This is a genomic window from Pontibacter diazotrophicus (assembly GCF_003367245.1).
Taxonomy (GTDB): Bacteria; Bacteroidota; Bacteroidia; order Cytophagales; family Hymenobacteraceae; genus Pontibacter; species Pontibacter diazotrophicus.
The window spans coordinates 146,267-169,631 of record NZ_QRGR01000012.1; the positions used below are offsets into that span (position 1 = coordinate 146,267).

General features: G+C 40.1%; 21 protein-coding genes and 2 tRNA genes. 2 read left to right on the top strand and 21 right to left on the bottom strand.

The genetic code is table 11. From position 1 onward, the window contains the following. Positions 1–65: 65 nt before the first annotated feature. From DXT99_RS12865 to DXT99_RS12885, 5 genes are all read right to left on the bottom strand, one after another. Positions 66–620, bottom strand: coding sequence for a 1-acyl-sn-glycerol-3-phosphate acyltransferase (locus DXT99_RS12865; protein WP_181885120.1), 555 nt, complete (start codon positions 618–620; stop codon positions 66–68). Positions 621–719: 99 nt separating this feature from the next. Continuing rightward, on the bottom strand, positions 720–1,277 hold the full coding sequence (locus DXT99_RS12870) for a hypothetical protein (RefSeq protein ID WP_147294214.1): 558 nt from the start codon (positions 1,275–1,277) through the stop codon (positions 720–722). Between the two features lie 868 nt (positions 1,278–2,145). Then, positions 2,146–2,910: a patatin-like phospholipase family protein gene (locus tag DXT99_RS12875; protein ID WP_115565964.1), complete on the bottom strand. Its 765-nt coding sequence runs from the start codon at positions 2,908–2,910 to the stop codon at positions 2,146–2,148. Between the two features lie 3 nt (positions 2,911–2,913). Then, positions 2,914–3,756: an MBL fold metallo-hydrolase gene (locus DXT99_RS12880; RefSeq protein WP_115565965.1), complete on the bottom strand. Its 843-nt coding sequence runs from the start codon at positions 3,754–3,756 to the stop codon at positions 2,914–2,916. Between the two features lie 448 nt (positions 3,757–4,204). Further along, positions 4,205–5,155 carry an acetyl-CoA carboxylase carboxyltransferase subunit alpha gene (locus tag DXT99_RS12885; protein WP_115565966.1) on the bottom strand — a complete coding sequence of 317 codons (951 nt, stop codon included), beginning with the start codon at positions 5,153–5,155 and terminating at the stop codon, positions 4,205–4,207. Positions 5,156–5,375: 220 nt separating this feature from the next. On the opposite strand from DXT99_RS12885, the gene DXT99_RS12890 reads away from it, so the two are divergent. Next, a tRNA-Asp gene (locus tag DXT99_RS12890) sits at positions 5,376–5,449 on the top strand. 59 nt (positions 5,450–5,508) lie between these two features. After that, positions 5,509–5,582: transfer RNA gene (locus DXT99_RS12895), tRNA-Asp, on the top strand. A 583-nt stretch (positions 5,583–6,165) separates the two neighbouring features. On the opposite strand, the gene DXT99_RS12900 is transcribed toward DXT99_RS12895, so the two are convergent. From DXT99_RS12900 to DXT99_RS12975, 16 genes are all read right to left on the bottom strand, one after another. Then, a complete protein-coding gene (locus tag DXT99_RS12900; protein ID WP_115565967.1) occupies positions 6,166–6,909 on the bottom strand; it encodes a glycosyltransferase family 2 protein in 744 nt (247 codons plus the stop codon). A gap of 53 nt (positions 6,910–6,962) precedes the next feature. Next, entirely contained in the window at positions 6,963–7,532 is a 570-nt protein-coding gene (locus tag DXT99_RS12905; protein ID WP_246000705.1) for a putative colanic acid biosynthesis acetyltransferase, read from the bottom strand. A gap of 11 nt (positions 7,533–7,543) precedes the next feature. Continuing rightward, positions 7,544–8,695, bottom strand: coding sequence for a glycosyltransferase family 4 protein (locus DXT99_RS12910; RefSeq protein ID WP_115565968.1), 1,152 nt, complete (start codon positions 8,693–8,695; stop codon positions 7,544–7,546). After that, positions 8,692–9,693: a glycosyltransferase family 4 protein gene (locus tag DXT99_RS12915; protein ID WP_115565969.1), complete on the bottom strand. Its 1,002-nt coding sequence runs from the start codon at positions 9,691–9,693 to the stop codon at positions 8,692–8,694. The genes DXT99_RS12910 and DXT99_RS12915 overlap by 4 nt, the downstream gene beginning before the upstream one ends. Before the next feature lie 209 nt (positions 9,694–9,902). Then, complete coding sequence (locus DXT99_RS12920) at positions 9,903–11,282, bottom strand: hypothetical protein (RefSeq protein ID WP_147294215.1); 1,380 nt, start codon at positions 11,280–11,282, stop codon at positions 9,903–9,905. 23 nt (positions 11,283–11,305) lie between these two features. Then, positions 11,306–12,394, bottom strand: a complete 1,089-nt coding sequence (locus DXT99_RS12925) for a glycosyltransferase family 4 protein (protein WP_246000707.1) — start codon at positions 12,392–12,394, stop codon at positions 11,306–11,308. Between the two features lie 74 nt (positions 12,395–12,468). Continuing rightward, positions 12,469–13,710, bottom strand: a complete 1,242-nt coding sequence (locus DXT99_RS12930) for a glycosyltransferase family protein (RefSeq protein ID WP_147294216.1) — start codon at positions 13,708–13,710, stop codon at positions 12,469–12,471. A 5-nt stretch (positions 13,711–13,715) separates the two neighbouring features. Continuing rightward, positions 13,716–14,933, bottom strand: coding sequence for a glycosyltransferase family protein (locus DXT99_RS12935; protein ID WP_115565973.1), 1,218 nt, complete (start codon positions 14,931–14,933; stop codon positions 13,716–13,718). A 15-nt stretch (positions 14,934–14,948) separates the two neighbouring features. Next, positions 14,949–15,899 carry a glycosyltransferase family 2 protein gene (locus tag DXT99_RS12940; protein WP_115565974.1) on the bottom strand — a complete coding sequence of 317 codons (951 nt, stop codon included), beginning with the start codon at positions 15,897–15,899 and terminating at the stop codon, positions 14,949–14,951. 74 nt (positions 15,900–15,973) lie between these two features. Beyond that, entirely contained in the window at positions 15,974–16,837 is an 864-nt protein-coding gene (locus DXT99_RS12945; RefSeq protein ID WP_115565975.1) for a glycosyltransferase family 2 protein, read from the bottom strand. A gap of 101 nt (positions 16,838–16,938) precedes the next feature. Beyond that, positions 16,939–18,009, bottom strand: a complete 1,071-nt coding sequence (locus tag DXT99_RS12950) for a glycosyltransferase family 61 protein (RefSeq protein WP_115565976.1) — start codon at positions 18,007–18,009, stop codon at positions 16,939–16,941. Positions 18,010–18,365: 356 nt separating this feature from the next. Continuing rightward, the gene (locus DXT99_RS12955) at positions 18,366–18,920 is read right to left on the bottom strand and encodes a glycosyltransferase (protein WP_181885121.1); all 555 of its coding nucleotides are present in this window, start codon (positions 18,918–18,920) and stop codon (positions 18,366–18,368) included. A gap of 607 nt (positions 18,921–19,527) precedes the next feature. Beyond that, positions 19,528–20,700, bottom strand: coding sequence for a glycosyltransferase family 4 protein (locus tag DXT99_RS12960; RefSeq protein WP_115565978.1), 1,173 nt, complete (start codon positions 20,698–20,700; stop codon positions 19,528–19,530). Further along, positions 20,675–21,637 carry a glycosyltransferase gene (locus tag DXT99_RS12965; RefSeq protein WP_115565979.1) on the bottom strand — a complete coding sequence of 321 codons (963 nt, stop codon included), beginning with the start codon at positions 21,635–21,637 and terminating at the stop codon, positions 20,675–20,677. The genes DXT99_RS12960 and DXT99_RS12965 overlap by 26 nt, the downstream gene beginning before the upstream one ends. 38 nt (positions 21,638–21,675) lie before the next feature. After that, complete coding sequence (locus DXT99_RS27880) at positions 21,676–22,320, bottom strand: acyltransferase (RefSeq protein WP_115565980.1); 645 nt, start codon at positions 22,318–22,320, stop codon at positions 21,676–21,678. 84 nt (positions 22,321–22,404) lie between these two features. Beyond that, entirely contained in the window at positions 22,405–23,313 is a 909-nt protein-coding gene (locus tag DXT99_RS12975; RefSeq protein WP_115565981.1) for a glycosyltransferase family 2 protein, read from the bottom strand. Positions 23,314–23,365 lie beyond the last annotated feature (52 nt).

The following is a 23,365-nucleotide window of genomic DNA, read 5'->3' on the forward strand; positions in this document are numbered from 1 at the left end:
AAACGTTCTATCCTCAAGGGGAAAATGCTTCTTTTTGCATACAAAATTAATTTTTTTGAAAGCTGTCACCTTACTCCCTGCTCCGGGAATTTACCAGTTTTGGTACGGTAGAAGGCTTTAATCTTTTCGATGTCTGCATCTATGTCTCCGGAGGGATAGATGGTGGGACCAACACCGGCTTCTTTTTTAGCATAGTCCAGATAGCCCAGCACGATAGGAACACCGGCTCCCTCTGCCACGTGGTAGAAACCCCTTCGCCAGCGTGGCTGGTACTTGCGGGTGCCTTCCGGCGTCACCATCACACACATATCTCCAGGTGTATCCTTTATGATCCGTATCATGGCGTCTACCATCTTCGTGTTTTTAGAGCGATCCACAGGTAAAGCGCCCATCGATTTAATCAGGCCTCCTACTAGTGGGTATTCTACAAACTCTTTCTTGATGGTAACCCGCAGCGGTGCGTCCATGAGAAAGAAAGCGGCACGGGCGTAAACGAAATCCCAGTTGCTGGTGTGTGGTGCCGCTATCATCACACAGCGGCGGTTTTCTGGTGTCAGGTTACCCTTTAGTTTCCAACCAGAAAGTTTGAAAAGGGCTTTGGAAAGAAGTTTGGCTATCATTTAAGAATTTGTGCGAAAGCTGCATACCAGTAGCCGAAACTACATCTGGCATATGTTAGCAGCAATTGAAGCCGCATAAATACACACAAAATTCCGCTTTTACAAGGCCTCCTTGATCACGTGCGCACGCTTGCGCCAGATATAAGCCTGAACGCCAAAGCCTAACATAGGCCCTAAGGTAACATTAGACTTGTCACCTTCCCACTCCCTGAAGTATCGGAACGACAGGATAGGCTCTAAGGCAATTTTTTCGTTGATGAAGTGTGCATAGCCAATGCCAAGACCGCCTTGAAATAGATTTGTCTTCTGACCGTTAGAGAAGTTCAATAGACCGACTTCAAGCGATAACTCCCCAAACACACCGTTATCCAGGTAATAGCGGGTAAAAGGGCCGAATAGTAGCATCGTCCGGCGGAATTTTTTGTCTTCTCCTTCCTCCACTGCAGTGCTGAAGCTTTCGTGCTCTAAAGACACTACCAAACCAACCGCAAAATCATGGTCTATAAAGTAGCCGTTCTTCGTTCTGAGAGAAGCTAAGATGTTGGTTCCTTCTTCTGCTCCAAGAGGTAAATGCAGCTCTTTAGTTGTTTTATATGCGGAAGCACTGAGCGTTCCGCCAATTAAAAGAGAACCATGTTTCACCTTAGCAGGAACCATGTGGCTAAGGTTTTCCTGGGCATAGACTGAAAAATTAAAAAGCAGAAAGGCAACTAGTAAAATTTTTCGCATAAGGGGTGTAAGGTTAGGTTTAAGGGCTCGGTGTCTTTATACGTAACAACGATAAAAAGTATCGTATGATTATAAATAAATATTCAATACATTATATATCAGGCACTTTATTTCGTGGAGGTTAAGCAGAAAGGTGTAAACAGAAACAATTTTCAAGTAAGCTTCCCTCCCATCCAGATGAAAATAAATAGTTGCCGGGCGACATATCTTAGTGCGGAATGGCTGTAGCTTGGCGGATAGTGGCCGCAGGTGAAGCCATTTTAAAGCTAAACTGAAGGGCAATTATTTTTTTAACTGACGTTACGCAACAGCAGTTTATCTTTTGTTTTAGTCCCGGCGGAACGACCTATTAATAGCCCTATGGCCAGAAGTCGCCCTTAGGTCTAACGGAGCGGCCTGTACATACTCCCCAACAGTTCGCTCCGCTGGAGCTAAAGAATACTGGGCATTTTTTCTACCAACAGATCGTCCCGCCGGGACTCTTGCGCAATGTCAGCTATGTAGAGCATGTTTCAAATTCATCCTTTGCGCTGTAAACTGCCCATAAAGGAACCTGACTTCACCGTTTTCTCGCTCCATAGCGCTGCTATGAAGCTCCAAAACCGTTTCGCCAGAACCCTTCATGGACAATTTTCGCATCCAAAAACGAAATTTAAACATGCTCTATTCGTTTCCGGCGAAGAGAAACTATCTCTGAGCCACTAGCCCAGATGACTTACAAACCCGACATCATTTAAAGACACAAGTTTATAAACTTGCGCAAGTGATATGGAAAAAATAAGCCAGCCTCATGCAGTTACTTATTCATCAGCTGGCGCAGGTGCTTTTCCATGTGCATCGTGTAATCGTAACCTACTTTAAAGATTTCATCTGCTTTCCTGAAATTGGTGAGCCGGTAGTACCGGAGCTCCTGCGGTTCCAGGAACAGGTCGCAGAGGTGCAGGCGCAGCTTGATGTTGTTGTTGATGGCCAGCAGCACCGTGCGCTCTATCATCCCCCGCAGGCTCGTAACGTGTGCCTGGTGGTTCACCGGATTCACGTGCACGCCAATTTTGACGTCACAGTTGTTATGAAGTGGCTCTACAGGTAAATTGTTTAACAGACCACCGTCATTAAGCAGCTTGCCCTTATACTCGACAGGCTTATAGAGTATCGGAACGGCAGAGGTGGCTATTAATGGCTTGATAAGCTCACCAGAGGAAAAATAAACATTGGTACCCTCGTTCATATCCGTCGTGCCAATCACCACCGGAATCTTAAGGTCTTCAAAGGAGGCATTCGCTCCTAGGTAATTTTTATAGAGCTTTTCTGTCTCCTCCAGGTGCATCAAGCCCGCATTTCCAAAAGTCGGGCGCATAATCTTGAATACGCTGAGCTCCTTTATCAGCTTCAGGATTTCGTCCGGCGTAAATCCATAGGCATACAGCACCCCGGCAATCGCCCCGGAGCTTACCCCCGATATCATACTAATTTTTATTTCCAGCTCATCCAGCGCCTTCAGAACCCCCAGATGCGCAATACCACGGGCTCCCCCACCCGACAAAGCCAATCCTACCCGCATACCTTAAGCTTCCGCTAACTTAAAGGTGTCAGCCAGGCGAATGCCTTTCTCAGTATGTTGCACGGTGCAGCACTCATTTACCGGGTCATGCTCCAGGAACATCACATAGTTTTCATCTGCAGCCGTCTTCATGAATCTCGCCTTCTCATCCAGCGTCAGTAAAGGGCGTGTATCATAGCCCATCACATAGGGCAAAGGAATGTGACCGGTGGATGGCAGCAGGTCGGCCATATAAGCCAGTTTGCGGCCCTTGTACGTGATAATGGGCACCATCATCTTATCGGTGTGGCCATTGGCGTAAAAGATGTCAAATTGCGGTAAAGGCGACGGTGCAGCAGGGTCTATGAGTTGCAGGTGCCCACTCTCCTGCATCGGCAGAATGTTCTCCTTCAGGAAAGAGGCTTTTTCCCGCGCATTGGGTTTGGTAGCCCACTCCCAGTGATCGGAGTTAGACCAGTACGTCGCATTAGGAAACGTCAGTTCCAGTGCTCCATCGCTGTTTTTATACTTCACCCCGCCGCCGCAATGGTCGAAGTGCAGGTGCGTCAGGAAAACATCTGTTACATCGGCATATGAGAAACCAGCCGCATGCAAAGACTTTTCAAGGGTCGCATCGCCGTGCAGGTAATAGTGGCTGAAGAACTTTGCATCCTGCTTGTCGCCTAAGCCATTGTCAATCAGAATCAGGCGGTCACCGTCTTCAATCAGCAGGCAGCGCATCGCCCACGTACAGAGGTTATTTTCATCAGCAGGATTCGTGCGTTGCCAAAGCGATTTGGGTACCACCCCGAACATAGCACCTCCATCCAATTTAAAAAAACCTGTATCTATTACGTGTAGCTTCATGTGTGTTGTTGATTTTCTGTTGTGTGAGTAACGGATGTTACCCCTGTTTCGTTTTTGTACCACTTTGGGGGATGATTTACATCCGCGAATAATTGCAGGGGCATTTATCCATGCCTCGTACGGACATGTCGCAACCTGCTAATCGTTCCCGAATTTGTCTGAATCAGGATTTTCGGGATTATTAGGATTTTCAGGATTTAGGATTGGCAGGATGAACATCCATGTTCCTGTCTGCCGGTATTGTTTCATTCACAGGCTGATGCGGGACAGGTCGCGACCTGTCCGTACGAACAACGAACGACGAACAACGAAATTCCCCTCCTCGGAGGGGCAGGGGTGGGTTCATTTACTTCACCAATGCATCCTCCGAAACAAAAAAATGAACTGGGAATACAGATGGAACTCCATATTTCCAGTTCATTTCAGGTAAAATATATTGAATGGGTAATTAACCTTCCAGTACCACACCCATGCCGGAGAACTTCTCTATTCGCTGCATGATACGCTCTTCAGCATCTATCCCCTCCAGTTCATCCAGAAGCTTAATAATTTCCTTCTTCAGGGTGCGCATCATTTTCGTCGGTTCCAGGTGCGCGCCTCCGAGTGGTTCTTTGATGATACCGTCTATCAGCTTGTTCTGCAGCATGTCTTTGGCGGTGAGCTTCAGGGCTTCAGCGGCCTGCTCCTTATAGTTCCAGCTTCTCCACAGAATAGAAGAGCAGGACTCCGGGGAGATAACAGAATACCAGGTGTTCTCCAGCATCATCACGCGGTCGCCGATGGCAATGCCGAGGGCACCGCCAGAGGCCCCCTCTCCTATGATGATACAGATAACCGGCACCTTCAGCATAAACATCTCCTTCAGGTTGCGGGCAATCGCCTCTCCCTGTCCGCGCTCTTCCGCCTCCAGTCCCGGAAAGGCACCCGGCGTGTCAATGAGCGTCACAATCGGGCGGCCAAATTTCTCGGCCATCTTCATCAGGCGAAGTGCCTTGCGGTAGCCCTCCGGGTTCGCCATACCGAAGTTGCGCAGCTGGCGCTGTTTCGTGTTGCGCCCCTTCTGCTGCCCTATAAACATAATGCTGCGGCCATCCACTTCACCGAAACCACCGACCATGGCTTTGTCGTCACTCACCGTGCGGTCGCCGTGCAGCTCCACAAACTTCTCCGTGAGGCCGTTGATATAATCCAGGGTGTAAGGCCGCTCCGGGTGGCGCGACAACTGCACGCGCTGCCAGCGGGTCAGGTTGGCGTAGGTTTCCTTTTTAAGGTTCTTGATTTTCTCTTCCAGGGCCTTTACTGCCTCCGAAACATCTACCTGGCTCTCATCTGCCAGCTTCTTCATTTCCTTCAGTTTGCCCTCAAGGGCAGCAATGGGCTGTTCAAAATCTAAAAGCATGGGTTCCTCCTTGTTTAGGATACAAATTTAAGAGTTTCCACTCATGATAGGTAAGAAGATAGCAAAATCTGTACAGGTAAAAAATAATCTGCTTGTAAATGAACAAATTAACAATTAAACGGCAAAATATAGCGTCAAAAACAGGCTCTCCGCTTGCACATTCCAATTTAACGCTATACATTTGCATCACCTTATCAGAAAGATTAAGGGATAACAAAACGGTCTGGTAGTTCAGTTGGTTAGAATGCCGCCCTGTCACGGCGGAGGTCGCGAGTTCGAGTCTCGTCCAGACCGCAGCTTTAAAACTGCGGTAAACGCAAAAGAGCAAAAGGCTCTGCATTAGTAAAATTATTGGTCTGGTAGTTCAGTTGGTTAGAATGCCGCCCTGTCACGGCGGAGGTCGCGAGTTCGAGTCTCGTCCAGACCGCGAAAGCCTGAGGTGAAAGCCTCGGGCTTTTTTATGCCCTCACCTGAATAACCTCACCCCAGCCCTCTCCTTTTATCGAGGGCCCCTACCCCCAAAACAGGAGAGGGAGCTAAGCAGTTGCTCTTTACTCACCTATTCTTTCAAGTGCAGTCCCAGCAGTTTTCATATTCAAAAAACTGGCGCCGGAATCCATCCGGTGATGTGCAGTGGGTAAGAGTTTCCAGACTCGCTTTATATTTATAAGAGATGAATGGAGGTGTAACACCGCTTCTCATAAACATCATTCCATAGCTCCGGAAATATCTACTCTACTTAGGCTGCGTAGATTCAGCATATCCAGCGGCATCTCACCTACTGTTCCATTGTTTCTCTCCGAGCTCTCAAGGCCGAGAGGCCTCGTCTTTGGGCATCGCGCTGGGAGTTTTTTGCGCCGGGGCGCTGCCGCGCGAGCGGCACCAAAAATCTCCAAATAGAGGGCCCCTACCCCCAGGCGCTCAACCCAAAGACTGGAAACATATTCACTTCGTGCCGAAGGAGAGCATTAGATAAATTTTTTAGAAGGGGCTGGCAAATTGATGTAACGCTACAGAAACTGCGTCAGCTTCCGGAGTGGCTTCAGATAGCGGGTATAAAAGCGGGGCTGCAAGCCATTGATGTGCCAGGCTGTATGGTCTTCTTTGTTTGCCCTGATTCTGTTCTTCAAGGTTACGTTGCTCTTCCCACCCACACGCATCCGCACAAGGCATTCCGGTACATAGGCCGTGCTGATGTTGTGCTTGTACAGGTAGCGCAACATGAGCTCATAATCTGCCGCACTTTTGAATAGCGTGTTATATAAGCCCAGCCGCTCGTATACCTCCCGTTTCACATAAAATGTCGGATGTGGGGGCATCCAGCCATAGATAAAATTGTCCCGCTTATAGCTTCCTGATTTCCAGTTGCGGGTTACTCTCTCCGGCTTCTCACGGTCAACATAAACCAAGTCAGCATAAACACTTTCGCAGTTATTTGCCTTGAATGCAGCTGCCACGGCTGTAATGGCTTCTTTGGAGTAGAAGATGTCATCAGAGTGCAGCAGGCCTATCACATCACCGGTAGCCATACGTATGCCTTTGTTGATGGCATCGTACAAACCGCCGTCTTTTTCTGATACAAAATGCGTGATGCGGTCACCATACCCTTTCACAACATCCACGGTACCATCTGTAGACAAACCATCCACCACAATGTATTCAATGTTCGGGTAGGTTTGGCACAGTACCGAATCAATAGCGTCGGCTATTGTTTCGCAGTTGTTGTATACGATGGTGATGATGGAGACTTTCACAGCTGATGTATATGGGCAAGCCTTATAGTTTTTGAAAACTTAACGGGTTCTGTTTATTCTAGTATGCGTTCCCGTTTAGCTTCGGCAGGATTACCCTGGTAAATGGTATAGGGTTCTAAATTCTTCGTCGCGACAGATCCCGCAGCCAACACACTATGGGAGCCACAGGTAACATTGGGGCAAACAATGGCCTTCGCTCCTATCCACGCCCCTTCCTCCAGGTGAATCTCCCCTACCACCAGGTCGAAAGTTGGTTGCTTATAATCGTGGCTGCCTGTGAGCAGCATACAGCCCTGGGAGAGCGTTGTATTATCGCCTATCGTTACTTTCACTAAATCATCAATCCAGACGTTCTCTCCTATCCAGACATGGTTACCCACCTGCAAATGCCAGGGGTACTTAACATTTACTCCTGATTTGATAACGACTCCTTTTCCTATCCTGGCACCAAACAGGCGCAGCAACAGCACCTTCAGAGCAGATACCGGGTTCAGCGGGTTGATGAAGAAGAGCGCATTAACAAAATACCAGAGGGTACGCTTGAAAGCGCTGCCTCCAGGCTCGTACCAATCGTTGTTATAGGCCGCCAGATCTACTTTCTTTTGTCTGAAATCAGTAATCACAGTTTGTTGTTTTATTGGAGCATCAGGTGGTTCAGCCCAACTGCTTTCTCATCATTCAAAAATTGTTGGCTATAAAGATAAGCCTTCTCCGAGGAGGTATCATAGTTTTCCTGCTCTTTTTCAGAAAGTTCACGTATGGCCTCCACAAAGTCTTCTATTTTATTCAGCGGAAGATCGTAGCCGATGCCAAATTCTGTAAGATTCTTCCAGGGCGTCTGGTCACTGATGATGACGGGGCAGCCAGCGGTAAAGCTTTCGAGAATAATATGCCCAAAGTTCTCGCCACGGGTCGGCATCAACATAGCATGATAGTTCGGTAAGGTGGCGGCCACCCTCCCGCTCTCCAGGCTCCCTTTGTAGTTTACCACCACATTCTTCGGAAGCCGCTTAATTACCTCCTGGCATTCGTCCCAGTAGGCAGCATTATAGACAGGTCCGTAGATATCAAAAGTCACTTTACCTACTCCGGCACATCTTTCCAGAACTTCCAGGGCATATTTCGTATTCTTTTCAGGAGAAATGCGTGCCACACTAATGAGCTTTAATTCTCCTTTGTGTTTCAGCCGTTTTTCGTTAACAAGTGTAGCAGCCTTCTTTGGCAGGTTCGGAGCTATTACTACCTTCGCTCCAACTCCCAGCGCCTGCACGATATCCTGCTTCTCCCCTTCATGGGTCGCATGGAAACGTATGCCTTTATACATGCTTGTCAGTTGGGCCACTTTCAGGAAAAGCTTTTTCTTTCCCCCTTTTACATGGATGGCACTTTTTGCCAGCATGCCCCGGGCCGAAACAATGATGTTCCGATGCTTCAGGCGCTTCAGTATCAGTAAGGGGAGAACTGAGAAGTAGAAGGAGTAAATACCATTCACAAAAGCAGTATCAGGCTTTATGGCTTTTATTACATTGTAAAGGTGTTTTATATGCAGCTGGTCTGATGAGAAGTAGTAAACCTGTACGTTATCTGCTACCCTATTCCAGCTGTTGGACTTTATACCTGTATAGGGTTCAGATTCGCAATAGTCTGTGTCACGTGTAATGATGTAGAAGTCAAGCTCATTCTGAAGGTGCGCCACAATATTGGCGCAGGACTGTATCGGCCCGCCTGCTTTATAGCCTGGGGTGAACCAGTCAATGGAAATTAAAACTTTAGGCTTTTGTGTCACGAATTTTCCTCCAGTACCCTCTTATACAGTGCCTCATATTTAGCGGCAACCATTTCAGGTTTAAAGCGCTGCACGTTTTGATAGCCTTTGTTAACAATATTGTTCCTGTATGTATCATCCGCTACTAAATCTATGATAGCCTGCCTAATCTGCTCTGGTTTAAAAGGGTCCACTAACACAGCTCCTTCTCCGGCTACTTCAGGCATGGCAGTCGTTGTGCTGGTGATGACTGGCCGTCCTAAAGCATTTGCTTCTAGAATAGGCATTCCAAAACCTTCGTACGTCGACACAAAAGTAACAATATCTGCCCGGTAATAAAGCTTTATCACCTCCTCGTAATCCAAAGAAAAGAAGTTTTCATAGACTATCCCATTTTCTTCTAATAATTCTCTCTGACTAGCTGCAAGTTTCCCCAGGATTAGCAGCCTGCACGATATGCCTTTAATGGCTTCTACAACATTTGGAAAGTTCTTATTGCTTTTAGTGCCCACCTGTAGTAAAACCGGCTCCTGCTTGTTTAGCAGCACCTTCGGCTTAAAGTCCTTATCCGTGAGCTGTACGCAATTCGGGATGACAATGACTTTATCTGCAGCGACACCGGTAGCAGCCAATACTTTCCTTTTGCTATACTCCGAGATAACTGTTACATACCTCACCCGTCTCACAGGAATTTTGAGCCACAACAGGTGAAGCAAAAAGTTCTTCATCCTGTTTTTACTCCCCAGGGAGTCAATATCATGGATGGTGAGGATGGTTTTCTTCTTATCTAAGGCAAGCGCGATGTAATATACATCACCTGTTATATGGTTGACTTGCCCCTGCCTTTTAGAGGCGTACAACGTATTTTCCAGCAAAGCAGCAGGACTTGTAGCAGACTTGTATGGAAGAAAAACTTTTTCAGCTACAGAATGCCTCAGGTTGCTGATGATGGTTTGAAACAGTACTTCGATACTAAAGAAAGAGGGTGCTGCTTTGCGAAAGAAGTATACTATTTTCATGGTTGGTTGAACGGCGAGGAGACAAAGCTTTTCAAAAGTCCCCCTTCGAAGGGGTAGGGGGATGATTACACCTGAGTACAATCCTTCAAATGAAATGATTAATTATTTCATGTTCTTGCGGTTGAGCTAAAGCAGTTCAAAGGCATTGAAAACCTCTCATCCCCCTCACCACCATCAAATGGGGACTAAAAGAGACCTTACTTAACATATTATATTTCAATTTTCAGAACTTTCCTGAAGGTATAGAAAACTAAAACCATCACAATAGTAGCCTTTACCAGATAATTCAAGGTGGTTGTTAAATCAGTTTCGGCTTTCACCACCTGCAAATATAGAAAGGGAATCCAGAAAAGATAGGTAGGGTTAACCAAGCTTTTAAGAATGATAAACCTTAATATGAGGCTAAACACTATACCTATCAAAAACATAAAAATGACGCCACCATCTTTCCCAAAATTACCATAGCCTTCCCCTAGCAGACTGATGTTCATACTTGTTCCTGCTTGCAGCATAATTCCAGTAAAGCGCTCCATATTAGCCCGACCACCAGCTATCGCTTTGTTCTCAGACAGAAAGCGTGGAAGTAAAGCAGCATCAAAGGCACCTCTTATAGTTTCTCCACCAGCATAAGGTTTATGAATAGGAATATAATTCATTACACGCGTGATAATCCAACCCTGGTTAAGCCTCGTGATGGTCAGTTCATTTGCTTTGGGATCGAAAAGGACATCTGGTGAAAATAGTCTATCCACAATCATACCGAAGAAAAGTTCTGATTGGTCGTAGGCGTCTAAAGATGTATTTGTCCAGGCTATGTTCCTGTATTGATATTTCACTGACTGCAGCAAAAACACCATAAAGAAACCAATAACTAAGGCTGCAACCTTCTTCGTAAGGCTTACCTTGTTTTTGATGCAGTAGATAAACAGAAAGAACATGCCCCACAGCAAGAGGTCATGAAATAAGGCAGAAGCCAGAGCTTCAAGCAATAGAAAAGCAAAAACGACGTAAAGGGCTACTTTATTCTGTGAGTCACTGACATACAGGTAGAAACAGCCAATAAACTTTAACTGCGAAAGTAAATATAAAAAGAAAGACAGCGCAGGCGGAGCAAACGGAGAAAGAAAAGAGGAAAGGAAACCAATCCCAATCAGGTAATAAGCCCCTCTCATCTTACTATTTATATGATCTCCTATATTATTAATTACCTCCTTCGGGATATTCTTAACACCCGCAATGGGTAAAGACAGGCCTATATAATACAGAACAACACCTGAAACCGCAAAACTCAGGTATTCCTCCTCAGGAACCTGCATTCCATAAAAGGGATGGTTTATTCCTGTATAATAGCTTAAAACAGGTCCTATGACCCACTGCAGACAAGCTAAAAAAACAATGAGCAAATTAATTGGTATACCTTCACCAAAGCCAACAAGCAAACTATTTAGAATATATAAAGAAAACAATACGCCTGCTAAAGCAAGATATGACAGGGACGTAAAGGCCAATAACAGTACAGCTACAGTGACGAGTGTAGAAGCATGGAAAAGCAACTTATTAGGAGACTGATATTGTTCTGCAATATTCATAAAGCTTTAACCCTGCATATAGCTTAAACTGTTTGATGTAAGGCTTTTGTGATAGCGTCACAAATATGCTCAAAACTCCAGTTCGTTATTATTGCCCTGGAGGTACTACCCATTTCCTTAAGCTCTTCTTTCGTTTTAGTAGCGCATGCCGCTAACTTCTTAACTAAGCTGGCCTCACTGTTAGAGTCAAAGATAAACCCATTTTCACTTTCATGCACCAGGTCAACAGCACATCCTACTTTATTACTGGCAACAACAGGTAAGCCGCAGGCCATCCCTTCATTAATACACAGGCCCCAGGTTTCGCCAGGCCCACTGGAAGGAAGTACCACTACGTTGCCCGCCCTATAAACAGCGGGCATACGGGATTGATTCTGGAAAGGGAGAAAATAAATGTTCGCAAACCCCATGGCTTCCTCTTTTAAATCAGCTTCTAAAACACCATTACCAACTAAGAGTAGGCTGGTATTCGGCCTATTTAGTTTTTTAAAAGCGTTTATCAGTAAGAACGGGTTCTTCTTTTTTTCGAATTTGCCGGTGAAAAGAAATACTGTATCGGTTTCAGGGATACCTAAGCTCTTTCTGATCAGGTTGCTTTCATTCTGGTACAGCAGATCATCGCCAAACCTTGCATTATCAATGGCGTGGGGTGCAAATATAAGATTTTGCTCTTTGATGCCATGCTTCAGAAAATAAGCTTTGTTATTCTTTCCTACATATAAGGCTTTATCTATATAACGGTAAGTCCAGGTTAAAGTCAATCTTCTCAGAATTAACCTGAACCCTTTTTTTTCGTCCAGTAAATTTGAGTCTCCCCTGAAGTAAACGTTGACTTTGTTTTTAAAGTATTTTAAAACCTTTAGATGGCTGTCGAAGCTCCAGCCAAAAACCAAAAGATCGGTAGGCTTAAAATTTTCAATATCCTGAATGATGGTGGGATTAATGACACCTTTGAAATAAGAAGTACCCGGATTCTTCGAAGTATTATCTAAAAACTGGTAGGCATAGCCCTCCAGCAGTGGAATGTCCCAAGCAATCTTTTTACCAAACCCCTTATCTATCACCTCTTCAGAAGATTTACCAAGTGTATAAAATACTTTAATCTGAAGCACTGGATTTGAAGCTAACAGTTTGAAAACCGGGGCATTGTATTGTATAGGGTGCGTTGTGATAATGGCAAGCCGCTTCATATGATGTCATTCAGCTTATGAACAAGGGCCTCTGCAGATGCTCTGGCTGAGTACTTTTCTAATTTACTCAGATCCGGAGTCCACTGAAATTGACCATTCAGTAAAAGCTCCAGCTTATCAGCTATATCTGATAAGAGAAATTGCTCCTCCGATTGCTCCGTATATTCCACCAACAGGCTTGCTGCCTGACATTCCTCCATCACAGTAACAGCGCTGCTCTCTTTGTGGAAAATTCCGAACACAGGTCGTTTGCTTAACAGTGCCTGGTATGTCTTAGAAGCAGTATAGTGCTTTTCTGTGCTGCCAATTATCATGACAGCATAGGCAGCTGACAAGAAATTGAGCACATGCAGGAAAGGAAAACGCTCTCTCACCTCATGAACGATTGATTCAATACCATACTGCTTCGCGTAATCCGCAATGGTTATACCGGCATAAAAGCCGGTACCTAAAAAGAACAACTGCTTATTCTTATCCCAAGCCCCCTGCTCCACTTTCAATTTGATTGCCTGAAACAAAAGTTTTATGAAAAGATGAGAGTTAGGTAAGAACGCACCTGCGTATACTAAAGGTTCACAACCCTTATCCGGCCATGGAAACTTTAACCGATCAATAACAATATTATGATCTTTTGGATCGAAACCATAGGGCATGCCCACATGCGCTATTGCTTTGTATTTAAAGTTTCTCTCCAGCACAGGCGCATAATAAGCAGTAGAAACACCGGAAATTAAGGCAGCCTTTTTAACAGCAATAGGCTCTAACCGCTGTGCCACAAACAAGCTAAGCTTTGAACGCCAATCCTGCCGGTTACTGATATCCCTTACCCACGGGTCAATGTAGTCTATACCATAAGGTAAGCTTGTTTTTGAATGAATTAGTCTGCCCAGCAGCGCACTATAGAAAGACGGTATAGGGATCCAAAGAAAATCTATTTTGCGGGTCTTGATTAGCTCTACAGCTTTTTTATAAAGGAAAGGAAAAGCGCGTAGACCAATGTCACCGACAACTCTAGGTTTAGAAACCTTATAGGCACTAGTATAAATTACCTCTATATCTTGTGAAGCTGTTCTGGCGATATCAGGATCAGCTAGCTCTTCATAATATTCAGGAGAAACAGTCAACAATATGGGATGCCAACCAAAATCATTTAAAAAATTGGCTATAAGCCTCGGGCGGTGCACACCGGCAAGATTAGAGGGAACCCAATGGGGGTATATTATCAATAGATTTTTCATGAACATTATATAGAAGCCTTCCAGGTGCTCAGCAGTTTAGAAGCTTCTTTTTCCCAGGCGAGATTCTTTCCGGATTCAAAACGCTGACTCCTGTTCGCTATAATTTCTTCTTTATGAATCAATATCTCTTTAAGAGCTGCCTCAAAAGCGAGCTCTGACTGCTCAAATACCATTCCTCCTGACGGATTTTGATTCATAAAGTGTTTTTGAGCTTTAGTGTCCGTGGCCAGTATATATAAGCCAGCCTGCGCATAGGCAAAAATTTTATTTGAGTAGGCAATGTCCTTGTTTAGATCAGCAGAACTAACTTCAACAGCCAAACCTAAGTCAAAATTTGCTAATTCAAGGTGTAATGCCTGTTGAGGTAAAGGTTTGTTATAAATAATAAATTCATCAAACTGGCTTAAAAAGCTTTTCTGGAAGGAAGAAACTATATTTCCTATCACTGTCAATTCAACACTGTCTCTGTATTTATAAAGAACAGGCACAACTATCTCCAGACCTCTACCTGATGCTATATTCTGTGAAAACCAAACAATACGCAATTTACCACCTGCATGTGCTGGAGGCAAAAAGAAATCAGTAGATGAAAAAGAATTGTTGATGAGTAAATGATTCCTGTTTTTTAATTCAGGAACAAGTTCTAAAGAGGCTTCCCCTATCAAAGGACTGGCATAACTGATATAGGAGGCATGAGGTAACAATTTTTTCATCAGAGCTTCTCTTCTCTTCACCTCTTGGTTATTGTCACTACTAGTTCTCTCCCCTGGATGATAATCTTCTATGTCAAAAGCGAAAGGAATCTTGTTCTTTTTGGCATAAGCATAAGCAGGATATAAAGCTCCTAAATTATGGCTAATAACAATTTTATAAGTAGAGGTTAACTCATCTAATTTTCTGATAAGGGAGAAACTTCTTTTATCAGAAGCATAAGCATTCAACTTATCAGAATAATCAAAAGCTCTACTAAGCTTTCTACAAATAAAATGTATGCCAGACGAAACTAACCAACTGCCAAAAGCTAGGCGGGTAGCTGGAATGGAAACAAAACCTACACCGTTCAAAGATTCCCTGTGTGTGTTTTCAATTTCAGTCGTCCAATTATCAAAGTCGAAGCATAATACAGTAGGTGCAAATCCATTATCTAAAGCCAGAATAACTTCTTTTAGCAGGCGCGGATTTGTAGTAAGGTTATTAGTTGTTATAAAAAGTATTTTCTGCATTATATAAGGCTAAGCTCAGACGCCCTTATTTAAAACTTTCTTGATCTTGAGTGCTTGTTTCCAGCCAAAAAGAGAGGATAAACAACGGAGCACAGTGCCGCCCGGCAGTTTTAATTCAGATCCACCTAATTCTTTGACCTTGCGTTCTGCTAAAGCAGCTAAGTCAGGATTTGCAATATAATTCGAATAAACAAAGTCTTGGTACATGTTAGCGATAGTTAACTTCGCTCGCGAAGATACCTCTAGGCTTAGAATATACTTTTCAACAAGTTGATAAGACTTCAATAAAGACTCCATAGAAGGTCTGGATTTTGCATTAGAAATAGAACCTGTGTTACCCGACCTGTAAAACACCTGTGCCTCTTCGCAAAAAAGAACCTTAGTAGCTTTAAGCATTAGTCGTGAGTAAAATTCCCCATCCTGGTTTCGTTTCAAACTTTCATCCCACTGGCCAGCATTATTAATAAGATTTCGATGGGTTAACCAACAGCCGGTCATGGACATTTGGTTTGCTATCATCCAATCAACAGGATCAAGATCTTTGCTTATACTTTCATGAGGTCCCCAAAAGTAGACTTCTTCATTATCTCTAAACCGCCCCCATTTACCATGTATCAATAGGCTTTGGTAATTATCATACTTATATAAAACCTCTAGCTGCTTTTCGATTTTGCTTTTTTCTAGTAAATCATCAGAATCTAAAAATTGTATAAATTCTCCTGTAGACTTTTCAAAACCAAAATTCCTGGCAGAGCATGCTCCTTTTTTAGGGTTGGTATAATAACTAATTAATTCAGGCCTTTTATACTTATATGATTTTATAATCTCTAAACTATTATCTGAGGAGTGGTCATCTATAACAATTATTTCCTCAACATACTTCCCTTGGATCAGGCAACTGTCTAAGCAGTCACTCAAGTATTGCCCACCATTGTAATTAGGTATTATGATTGATACATTGGACATTCTTAAATCTAATAAAATCTTTTCAGAGCTAATGTACAGATAATTGAAGACTATGATAATATTGAAGAAATCTACTATAGTTTGGAGGAATTACTTAGTAACCTCAGGGGTTTGATTCCTGAATTATTGTATAACCTTATTCGCTCCTTTATTGAAGCCCCCATAGGGTTTTTAAGTAATTTAATAAATTGATTCCGTCTTAGTTTATCAAGTAAAGCAATTTTATCATATTGATCTAAAAGACTTAGCCTTACATATTTTTCAGCAAGAAAAAGATAATCCATTGTGTATTTATGATGACTACTCATCTCTTGCTCATCATGTATCCTATACCAAATTAAACCTTGAGGCATCAAAACTACTGGTTTGGATAAGGAAAGACGATGCCACAATTCACAATCTCCAATCATTCTTTTATTTATAAATCCCTTCAACTCGTCAAAAGCATTTTTATTTATGATCGATGATAAAGGAGCTCGATAGAAAATACCTTTTTGTTTTATATAATTATATTCATAAGCTTCTTTGGGAGAAAGAACGAAAGGGAAAATGCAATCTTGATCCTGAGGTATTGTACAAAGCCCATAACCTGCATCAGGAAATTTTTCCATCATTATAACAAGAACCTCCAACCCATGTGGATATAATAAATCATCAGCATCCACATATTTCAAATACTTACCCTGTGCATAAGAAGCTGCTTTATTACGATTCGGATAATCTCCAAGATTTTTATCATTTATATACACCTTTACTCGTGCATCTTTATCGGCAAAACTCTGCGCTATCTCTACTGTTTTATCTTTTGACCTATCATCTACTATTAACAGCTCAAAATTTTCATAAGTTGAATCAAGCACACTCTTAATCGCATCAGCAATATATTTCTCCCTGTTATAGGAAGTCATTAAAACAGAAACTAATGGTTTTTCCTGCATGTAGCAATTTTAATATATTAATTGAAACCATATTGTAAAGAATACCCTTAATTAGTATACTAAACTACAAAGCTATAATTTATAAATGTCCCCTGTGCTAGCTAGACCTGCTCCATTAAAAATTTAATTTTAGAATCATGAAGTGATATGTTAGCTCCCTTATCAATTCCCTTTATTCCTAAAAACTGATTACCTGTTATTCGAATATACACTAGACCCCTTAATTTAGTGATTTCTAGGAAGCAGTCATTTACCCACTCTGGGGCACAGATGTCAATAACCTTTGTTGCAGGTTTACAAAAAGCAATATTTGTAAAAGCACTCCCATGTACGCCTACAATCACCTCTGCATTAGCAAATATTTCTGCCTGCTCAATCACAGAATATTCTTCAGGGAAAATTTCATAAAACCCCTCAGCTTTTAGTAAACATAAAACTTCTTGTTCATTGAGCAATTTCCTGTTAGGAGCTTTTGATCGGCTTAAATATATTTTTTTGTAAAACTGCTTACCTTGTGAAGTTTTTTGTTTTGGATAGATATACTTTTCCAGTGTTTTAATTGTGAAGTAGGTTGCACGATTTAGTTCAGATGTGAATGAAGGAAAAATTAGCTTATCAAACTGGAAATGATAATTCCAAAGATTTTTCACTTCTATTATTTTATTTTCAGGAATGCCAAATATTTTTAGTGTCTCTTTTTGAAAGGGATATTTTATCTCATTGAAAACAAAATAATCTATAGAATCAAATTCATCTGCTTTTTTTAATAATTCAATACGTGGTAATATGTCTATCATCCAATGATAATAAACATTGCCAGCCGGTTGTGCTACTATAGCAGCAACACCAGTTTTTATTTGAGGATTTATTACAGATTTTTGATAAAATACTGAATTCCGCTTTTCCTTTAAGAGTGTTCTATTAATTTCTGAAATTAGAATATTATCTTCAGTTATCACAGTTCCATTGCTACTCCACACTCGTCCATTAAGTAGCGTGAGAATATAACTTTCGTTTTCCTCAAAATTCTGAATCGATGCAGATTTGTTTTTTTTTAAATATTCATCAATGCTCACTTCTTTTGTTGGTGAAAACTTTAAGAAGGGAGCTTTAAGATACTTAAGAATGCTTAAACTTTGATATCTAAGCTCAAGTTTTAAATCATAATTCATAATTTAAAGTTTTATTCTCATACTCATGGCATTTACCTTTAATACTGATTTTTATGTGGGTTATCTCTTTTTTAACTTAACATTCAACAATAAAAACATTCAAGTTAAATCATTCGCTCAAAGAGAATTACATTATATAGATTTACACATAGTATATATTATATTATAGTATGATAAATAATTGAAGGCACCTGCTAAATTTCAAACTTAAAGTTAATCTATCGAAATCTTCCTTTCCTGCAGAAGAATATTCTAATCAATAGAAATGTTAAGTGCCTGATATTACTAAAGCTAAATATTTTTACTCTTGTTTAGCTAAGCAAAACAAGAGAGCATATGACTAATCTTTTTTCAGTTCAATTAAGTTGGGATAGCAAACTCTTATGTATGTTAATATCTAGATTTTGTAAAGCATGTATTCGTGCTCTGCTACTTAGTTGCTCCCAACAGTATCTCTTATTCCAAGCTTCTTCCAAAGTATTATCTAATGCTTTGGAAGATAAGTCATTGATTAGAAAACCTGTTTCATTTTGTAAAACAAGTCTTTCATTATCACCAACATTTGTAGTTATTGCTGCTCTACCAAGAAGGTTTGCTACGATTAGGGCCAATGGTAAACCTTCTGCCACAAATGGTAAAATTAAAACATGATTATACTCCCCTACATGTCTAATGTCTTCAGTTTGACCATGCATTGTAACTTGATCTTCAAAGGTTTGATTTTTAATCAGCATTTGAAGGTTTGAAGTATCAGGACCTTCTCCATAGAAATTTACAGTAATATTTCTATTTCTCCATTTCTCTTGAGCAAAAACATTGATCATAATATCTTGGCGCTTAATCTTAAAATTAATACGAGCTACACATGCTATATTAAATGTATCAAAATTAGGCCATTCTAACTCATCCAATTTAAGTTTGATTGGATTATTAATAATGAAAGCACTTGTTATTTTTTCTCTAATTGTTGCCTCTGCAGAGGCTTGATTTCTATTTGAAACGAAATAAACATTTATTGCTGATTTAAAGAGCTTCTTAGCTCGCTGTTTAACTACAAGCGGTAACGGAGCTATACCTTTTCTACATGAAATTGTGAAATCAGAATATTAAACCGGTTAATGTCTGAGAAAGCATTTAACCAAGGTAGAAAACATTTAATCTTGTACTTGATCTTATTCTCAACATTACTTAAATCCACATCATGCCTTAATTGAAGCTTAGCTCCCATACTTATAAGCTGTCAATTAAACACTTACGAGAGGCTTTGATATCGAATTCATTAAATTTTTCACTTAAAATATGTGTTCACTTACTTTGTAGGCCACGAAATCAGTTTGGACCGAGGTCAATGAATTCTTATACAACTATTATATTTCAACTGCAACGACAATAATTGTACAAAAAAATTTATAATATTTATACTTGGTTGCTAAAGGAAATATTGATGCTATGTTATCTAATCCTTTTATCACCATAGCATTCTTTATTATTACTTAAAAGCCATATATTTTTCCCGTCTTACTTTCTATTTACTCGGTTAGATAACTGTCTTATAAGCTTTGTTACAAAATTAGGCACATAAGGGTTATCAAGCCTACTCCTACCTACTCCAACAGAGAATTCTTTTATTTTATTTTCCTGAATATTATCCTGCACAATGTTCAAGAACTCTTCAAAATTATAGCTGTTATTGAAATAAGAGTTCACTCTTTTAAAGGCATCTTCAGACATCTTCTGTAATAATTCCCTTTCATTATTAAGCATAATTATTTCCTCACAATAAATGCCTGCCTTGTTATCCCTTATTCTTAACCCCGTCTCCCTATGTACAAGAATATCTGGAGCTATTGCAGGTATGTCATTAACAAGTGGTAACACACCTGCCTTCATCGACTCAACAATAGAAATGGAATATCCTTCAGCTCTTGAAGGTAAAAAAAACAAATGGTGATCAGCCAGCAAGTGCTGGAGAACATTATTATCAAGCTGTTCAATATATGTAATCCCTGATTGTGATAAAAAGTCTTTATATTTCTCTTCGTATAGAGCACCTATAATGGTAAAATGAAAGACTAAATTTGAATCTTGCAGATGTTTGTATGTTTCAACTAAAACATCAAATCCTTTTGCATAAGAAACTCTCCCGATGAAGATTATCTTAAGAACATTTTCAGAAAACTTACTTACTTTAAGTTTATTATCCTGAATTAAAAACCTAAGCGTAGATACTTTTGTATTAGGTAATATCTCTTGTATTCTTTTTTTAATGATAGGGTTGACAGTAAATAATTGATTTACGAACCTACTAGCCACTGTAGCAAGATTGTAATAGTAGTTGTAATCACCATGCAGAACAAAAAATGATGGGTTTTGCAACTTCATATTAGTGAGCATAAAGACCTCTAAATAATCGTTGCAAATAATAATGGCATGTTCATGTGGAACAAATTTGCTCAATTTTTTATATACAGAAAATCGGTTGTCAAATTTACTATATGAAAAACGTTTAAGAGAAACGATAGGAGAAATAGAATTACCCGGTACTATGTCTTTATTATGATTTTCAATTACAGAAGTTAATACAACAGTAACAGTATTGTTTTTATTTTCTGCGATTAGATAGCTTGTATATTGTGTAACAAAACTAAATACACCACCAATTATATCAGGCAGAAAAAAGACGTAATCCATAAAATTTTTGTTTTACTGGTGATAGTCCTATTCTAATAATTGATAATTTAGTGTCGTGTTTAATATATTTCCCGCTTTTAAGCAGATTAATATACATCTTTGCCCAATTCTTTTGCTTTGAATAAAATAGAGCCTTTTTCAAAAAATAAGCTAGCCACTTTTTTTCAAGTGTATGCTTAGTAATATTGGGTATTTGAAAATTTTCTATCCTTCTTTCATAGGCATTTGTTACAGCAACAAGATTCCAATATTGCGCCTTTAAAGAATTTTCATTCAAAGAGATACTATTTGAATGATGCCTATAATAATATAAAATTTTATCTATATATAGAACATCTCCTTGTTCTTCCAACTTATAATACAAATCCTGATCTACAGCACGCTTCAATTGAGAATCAATACCAGATGTTCTCAAGTAAATCATTTTTTTAAAACTTGCAAAATGAGAAATATTTCCTTCTTTGCTTGTTAAATGCGATTGTTTTTCAGGAATAGCAGTAGAATTATAAATATTGGATGAAGAGGGTGAGAGTACCGGACGCAGATTCTCGTCACAAATAATATGAGTTGAATAAACCAAACTACTTTCTGGCATACTAATATGTTTTTTTACCATCTCCTCAATAGCTTGAGGATGTAAAGCATCATCTGGATCAAGAAAGCCACACAGGTCACCTTTAGCCAGTTCTATACACCTTCTTTTTGTATACCCACAGCCTTTGTTTTCAGTATTATAAGCTATAGAAATTCTGCTATCCTCACGAATTTGTTCGTAAATAATAGATGACTCATCAGTTGAAGCATCATCTACTATAATTATCTCCCAATTTAGGTAAGTCTGCTGTCTTACGGATTCTACAGCTTCAAGTAAATATTTTCCATTGTTGTAATTTGCTATAAGAACTGAAAAAAGTGATGTTGTTGCGACAGTATTCATGTGATTAAATTAAATTTTCAGAGTGTTTCTAATATATTCTAACTCCAAATAACTTCACGTTTGACAACTTTAGCCGGTACACCAGCAACTAAACACCGTGCAGGAACATCCCTATTCACAACAGAACCAGCAGCAATTATTGCACCTTCTCCTATTGTAACGCCCTTCAAAACTATAGCCCTCAAACCTATCCAAACATGATCTCCAATAACAATTGGTAGGCTAACATTCTTAGTGTTGCCATTCACTATATGATTGTCAGAATCTCTTATTATTACACCCTTTGAAATAGCAACTCCATGACCAATTCTTATGCTTTTGAAGCATGAAATTTCTACATCATTGTTCGTATACCCACTGCCAATTTCAAGTAATGCACCTTTATTTACAGTGATAAAAATACCAGTGTGGAATTCGAAGTTACCTTTGAATCTTATTTTACCTCCTTTATCAATTTTAAGAGTAGAATAGTTGTAATTAGTTCCTTTCCATGTACTTCCCATTTTTACCTGAACATTCTCATCAAAAATTAATGAAGCCTCCTTATCAAGATACACCTTGGTTCCTGGATAGATTAATAAGCGTAAACGTGGGAAAAGGCCTCTTTTAATATTAAATCTGAGAGTAAGGTATATTTTTGTAGGATAAAGAAACTTCTTAATATATTGTATATATTTTAACATGTGTTAGCTAAAATTGGACTTCAAACTTCCTCAAAAAATCCTACTCCAACATATGAGTAGCAACAAAGATAATCTCTTTGATTATTACTTAATACTTTTATTCGTAAGAAGATACGATTTATGGATTTGCTTCAGGTTTTTAACTAATCTAAAAATTACCACTACTTTAACTCTAGCTTCTTTAAACCTTCTATACATCAGAAAAGTAAAGAATGTATCAATATCTGTTTTCAATGCATATATAAACCTGCCCCAAAAAAGCCCTCCCGAATTTTTAATTTTAAGTAGGCTTCTTATATAACTTCTTTGAACATTGAGGTTTAAATTTGAATTGTTAGTTTCATTTCTATCGTGATAGATTTTCACCTTTGGCACCACACCAATTTTATAACCCAATGATAAAGTTCTAAATGCATAGTCATCATCCTCTCCATAATGAGGAAAAATAGGATCAAAAAGCCCTACAGCTTCTAAACAGGATCTTGAAATTAGCCAAGCCGCAGCATTGATGAATTTAGATTCATAGATTTGCTTTGGTCTAGAGAAATAAAGGTCAGACAGTAAGTTGGGAGTGTTAGTAGCACTTATATGATGCGAAAATGCAAAATCTAGTTTATCACCTAAGCCATTTAAATGGACTGGACTTAAAATGCCGTAATTCAAATTATTTTGATGCGCTAATATAAGTTCTTCTACAGTGTTGCTTTCAATCCATGCATCCTGATTTAGTAGAAAGAAATAATCACAGCCCAAGGTTAACGCTTTCTGCAATCCGATGTTATTTCCTTTACCGAATCCTAAGTTAACATCACTTTTTATCAAAATAACTTCAGGATAAGTTAATTCTATTAATGAAGTAGTACCATCAGTAGAACAATTATCTACTATAATGGGAGTAACTGGTATAGTAGAATTTCTTAAAAACCCCACACACTTATCAATCCATTTTATGCCATTATATGTAACTATGATAACAGATACTTTTTCTGCCATAATCTTCTTATGCTTTTTTTAAAAAATCGCTTAACTTACCAGTATTCCAGCT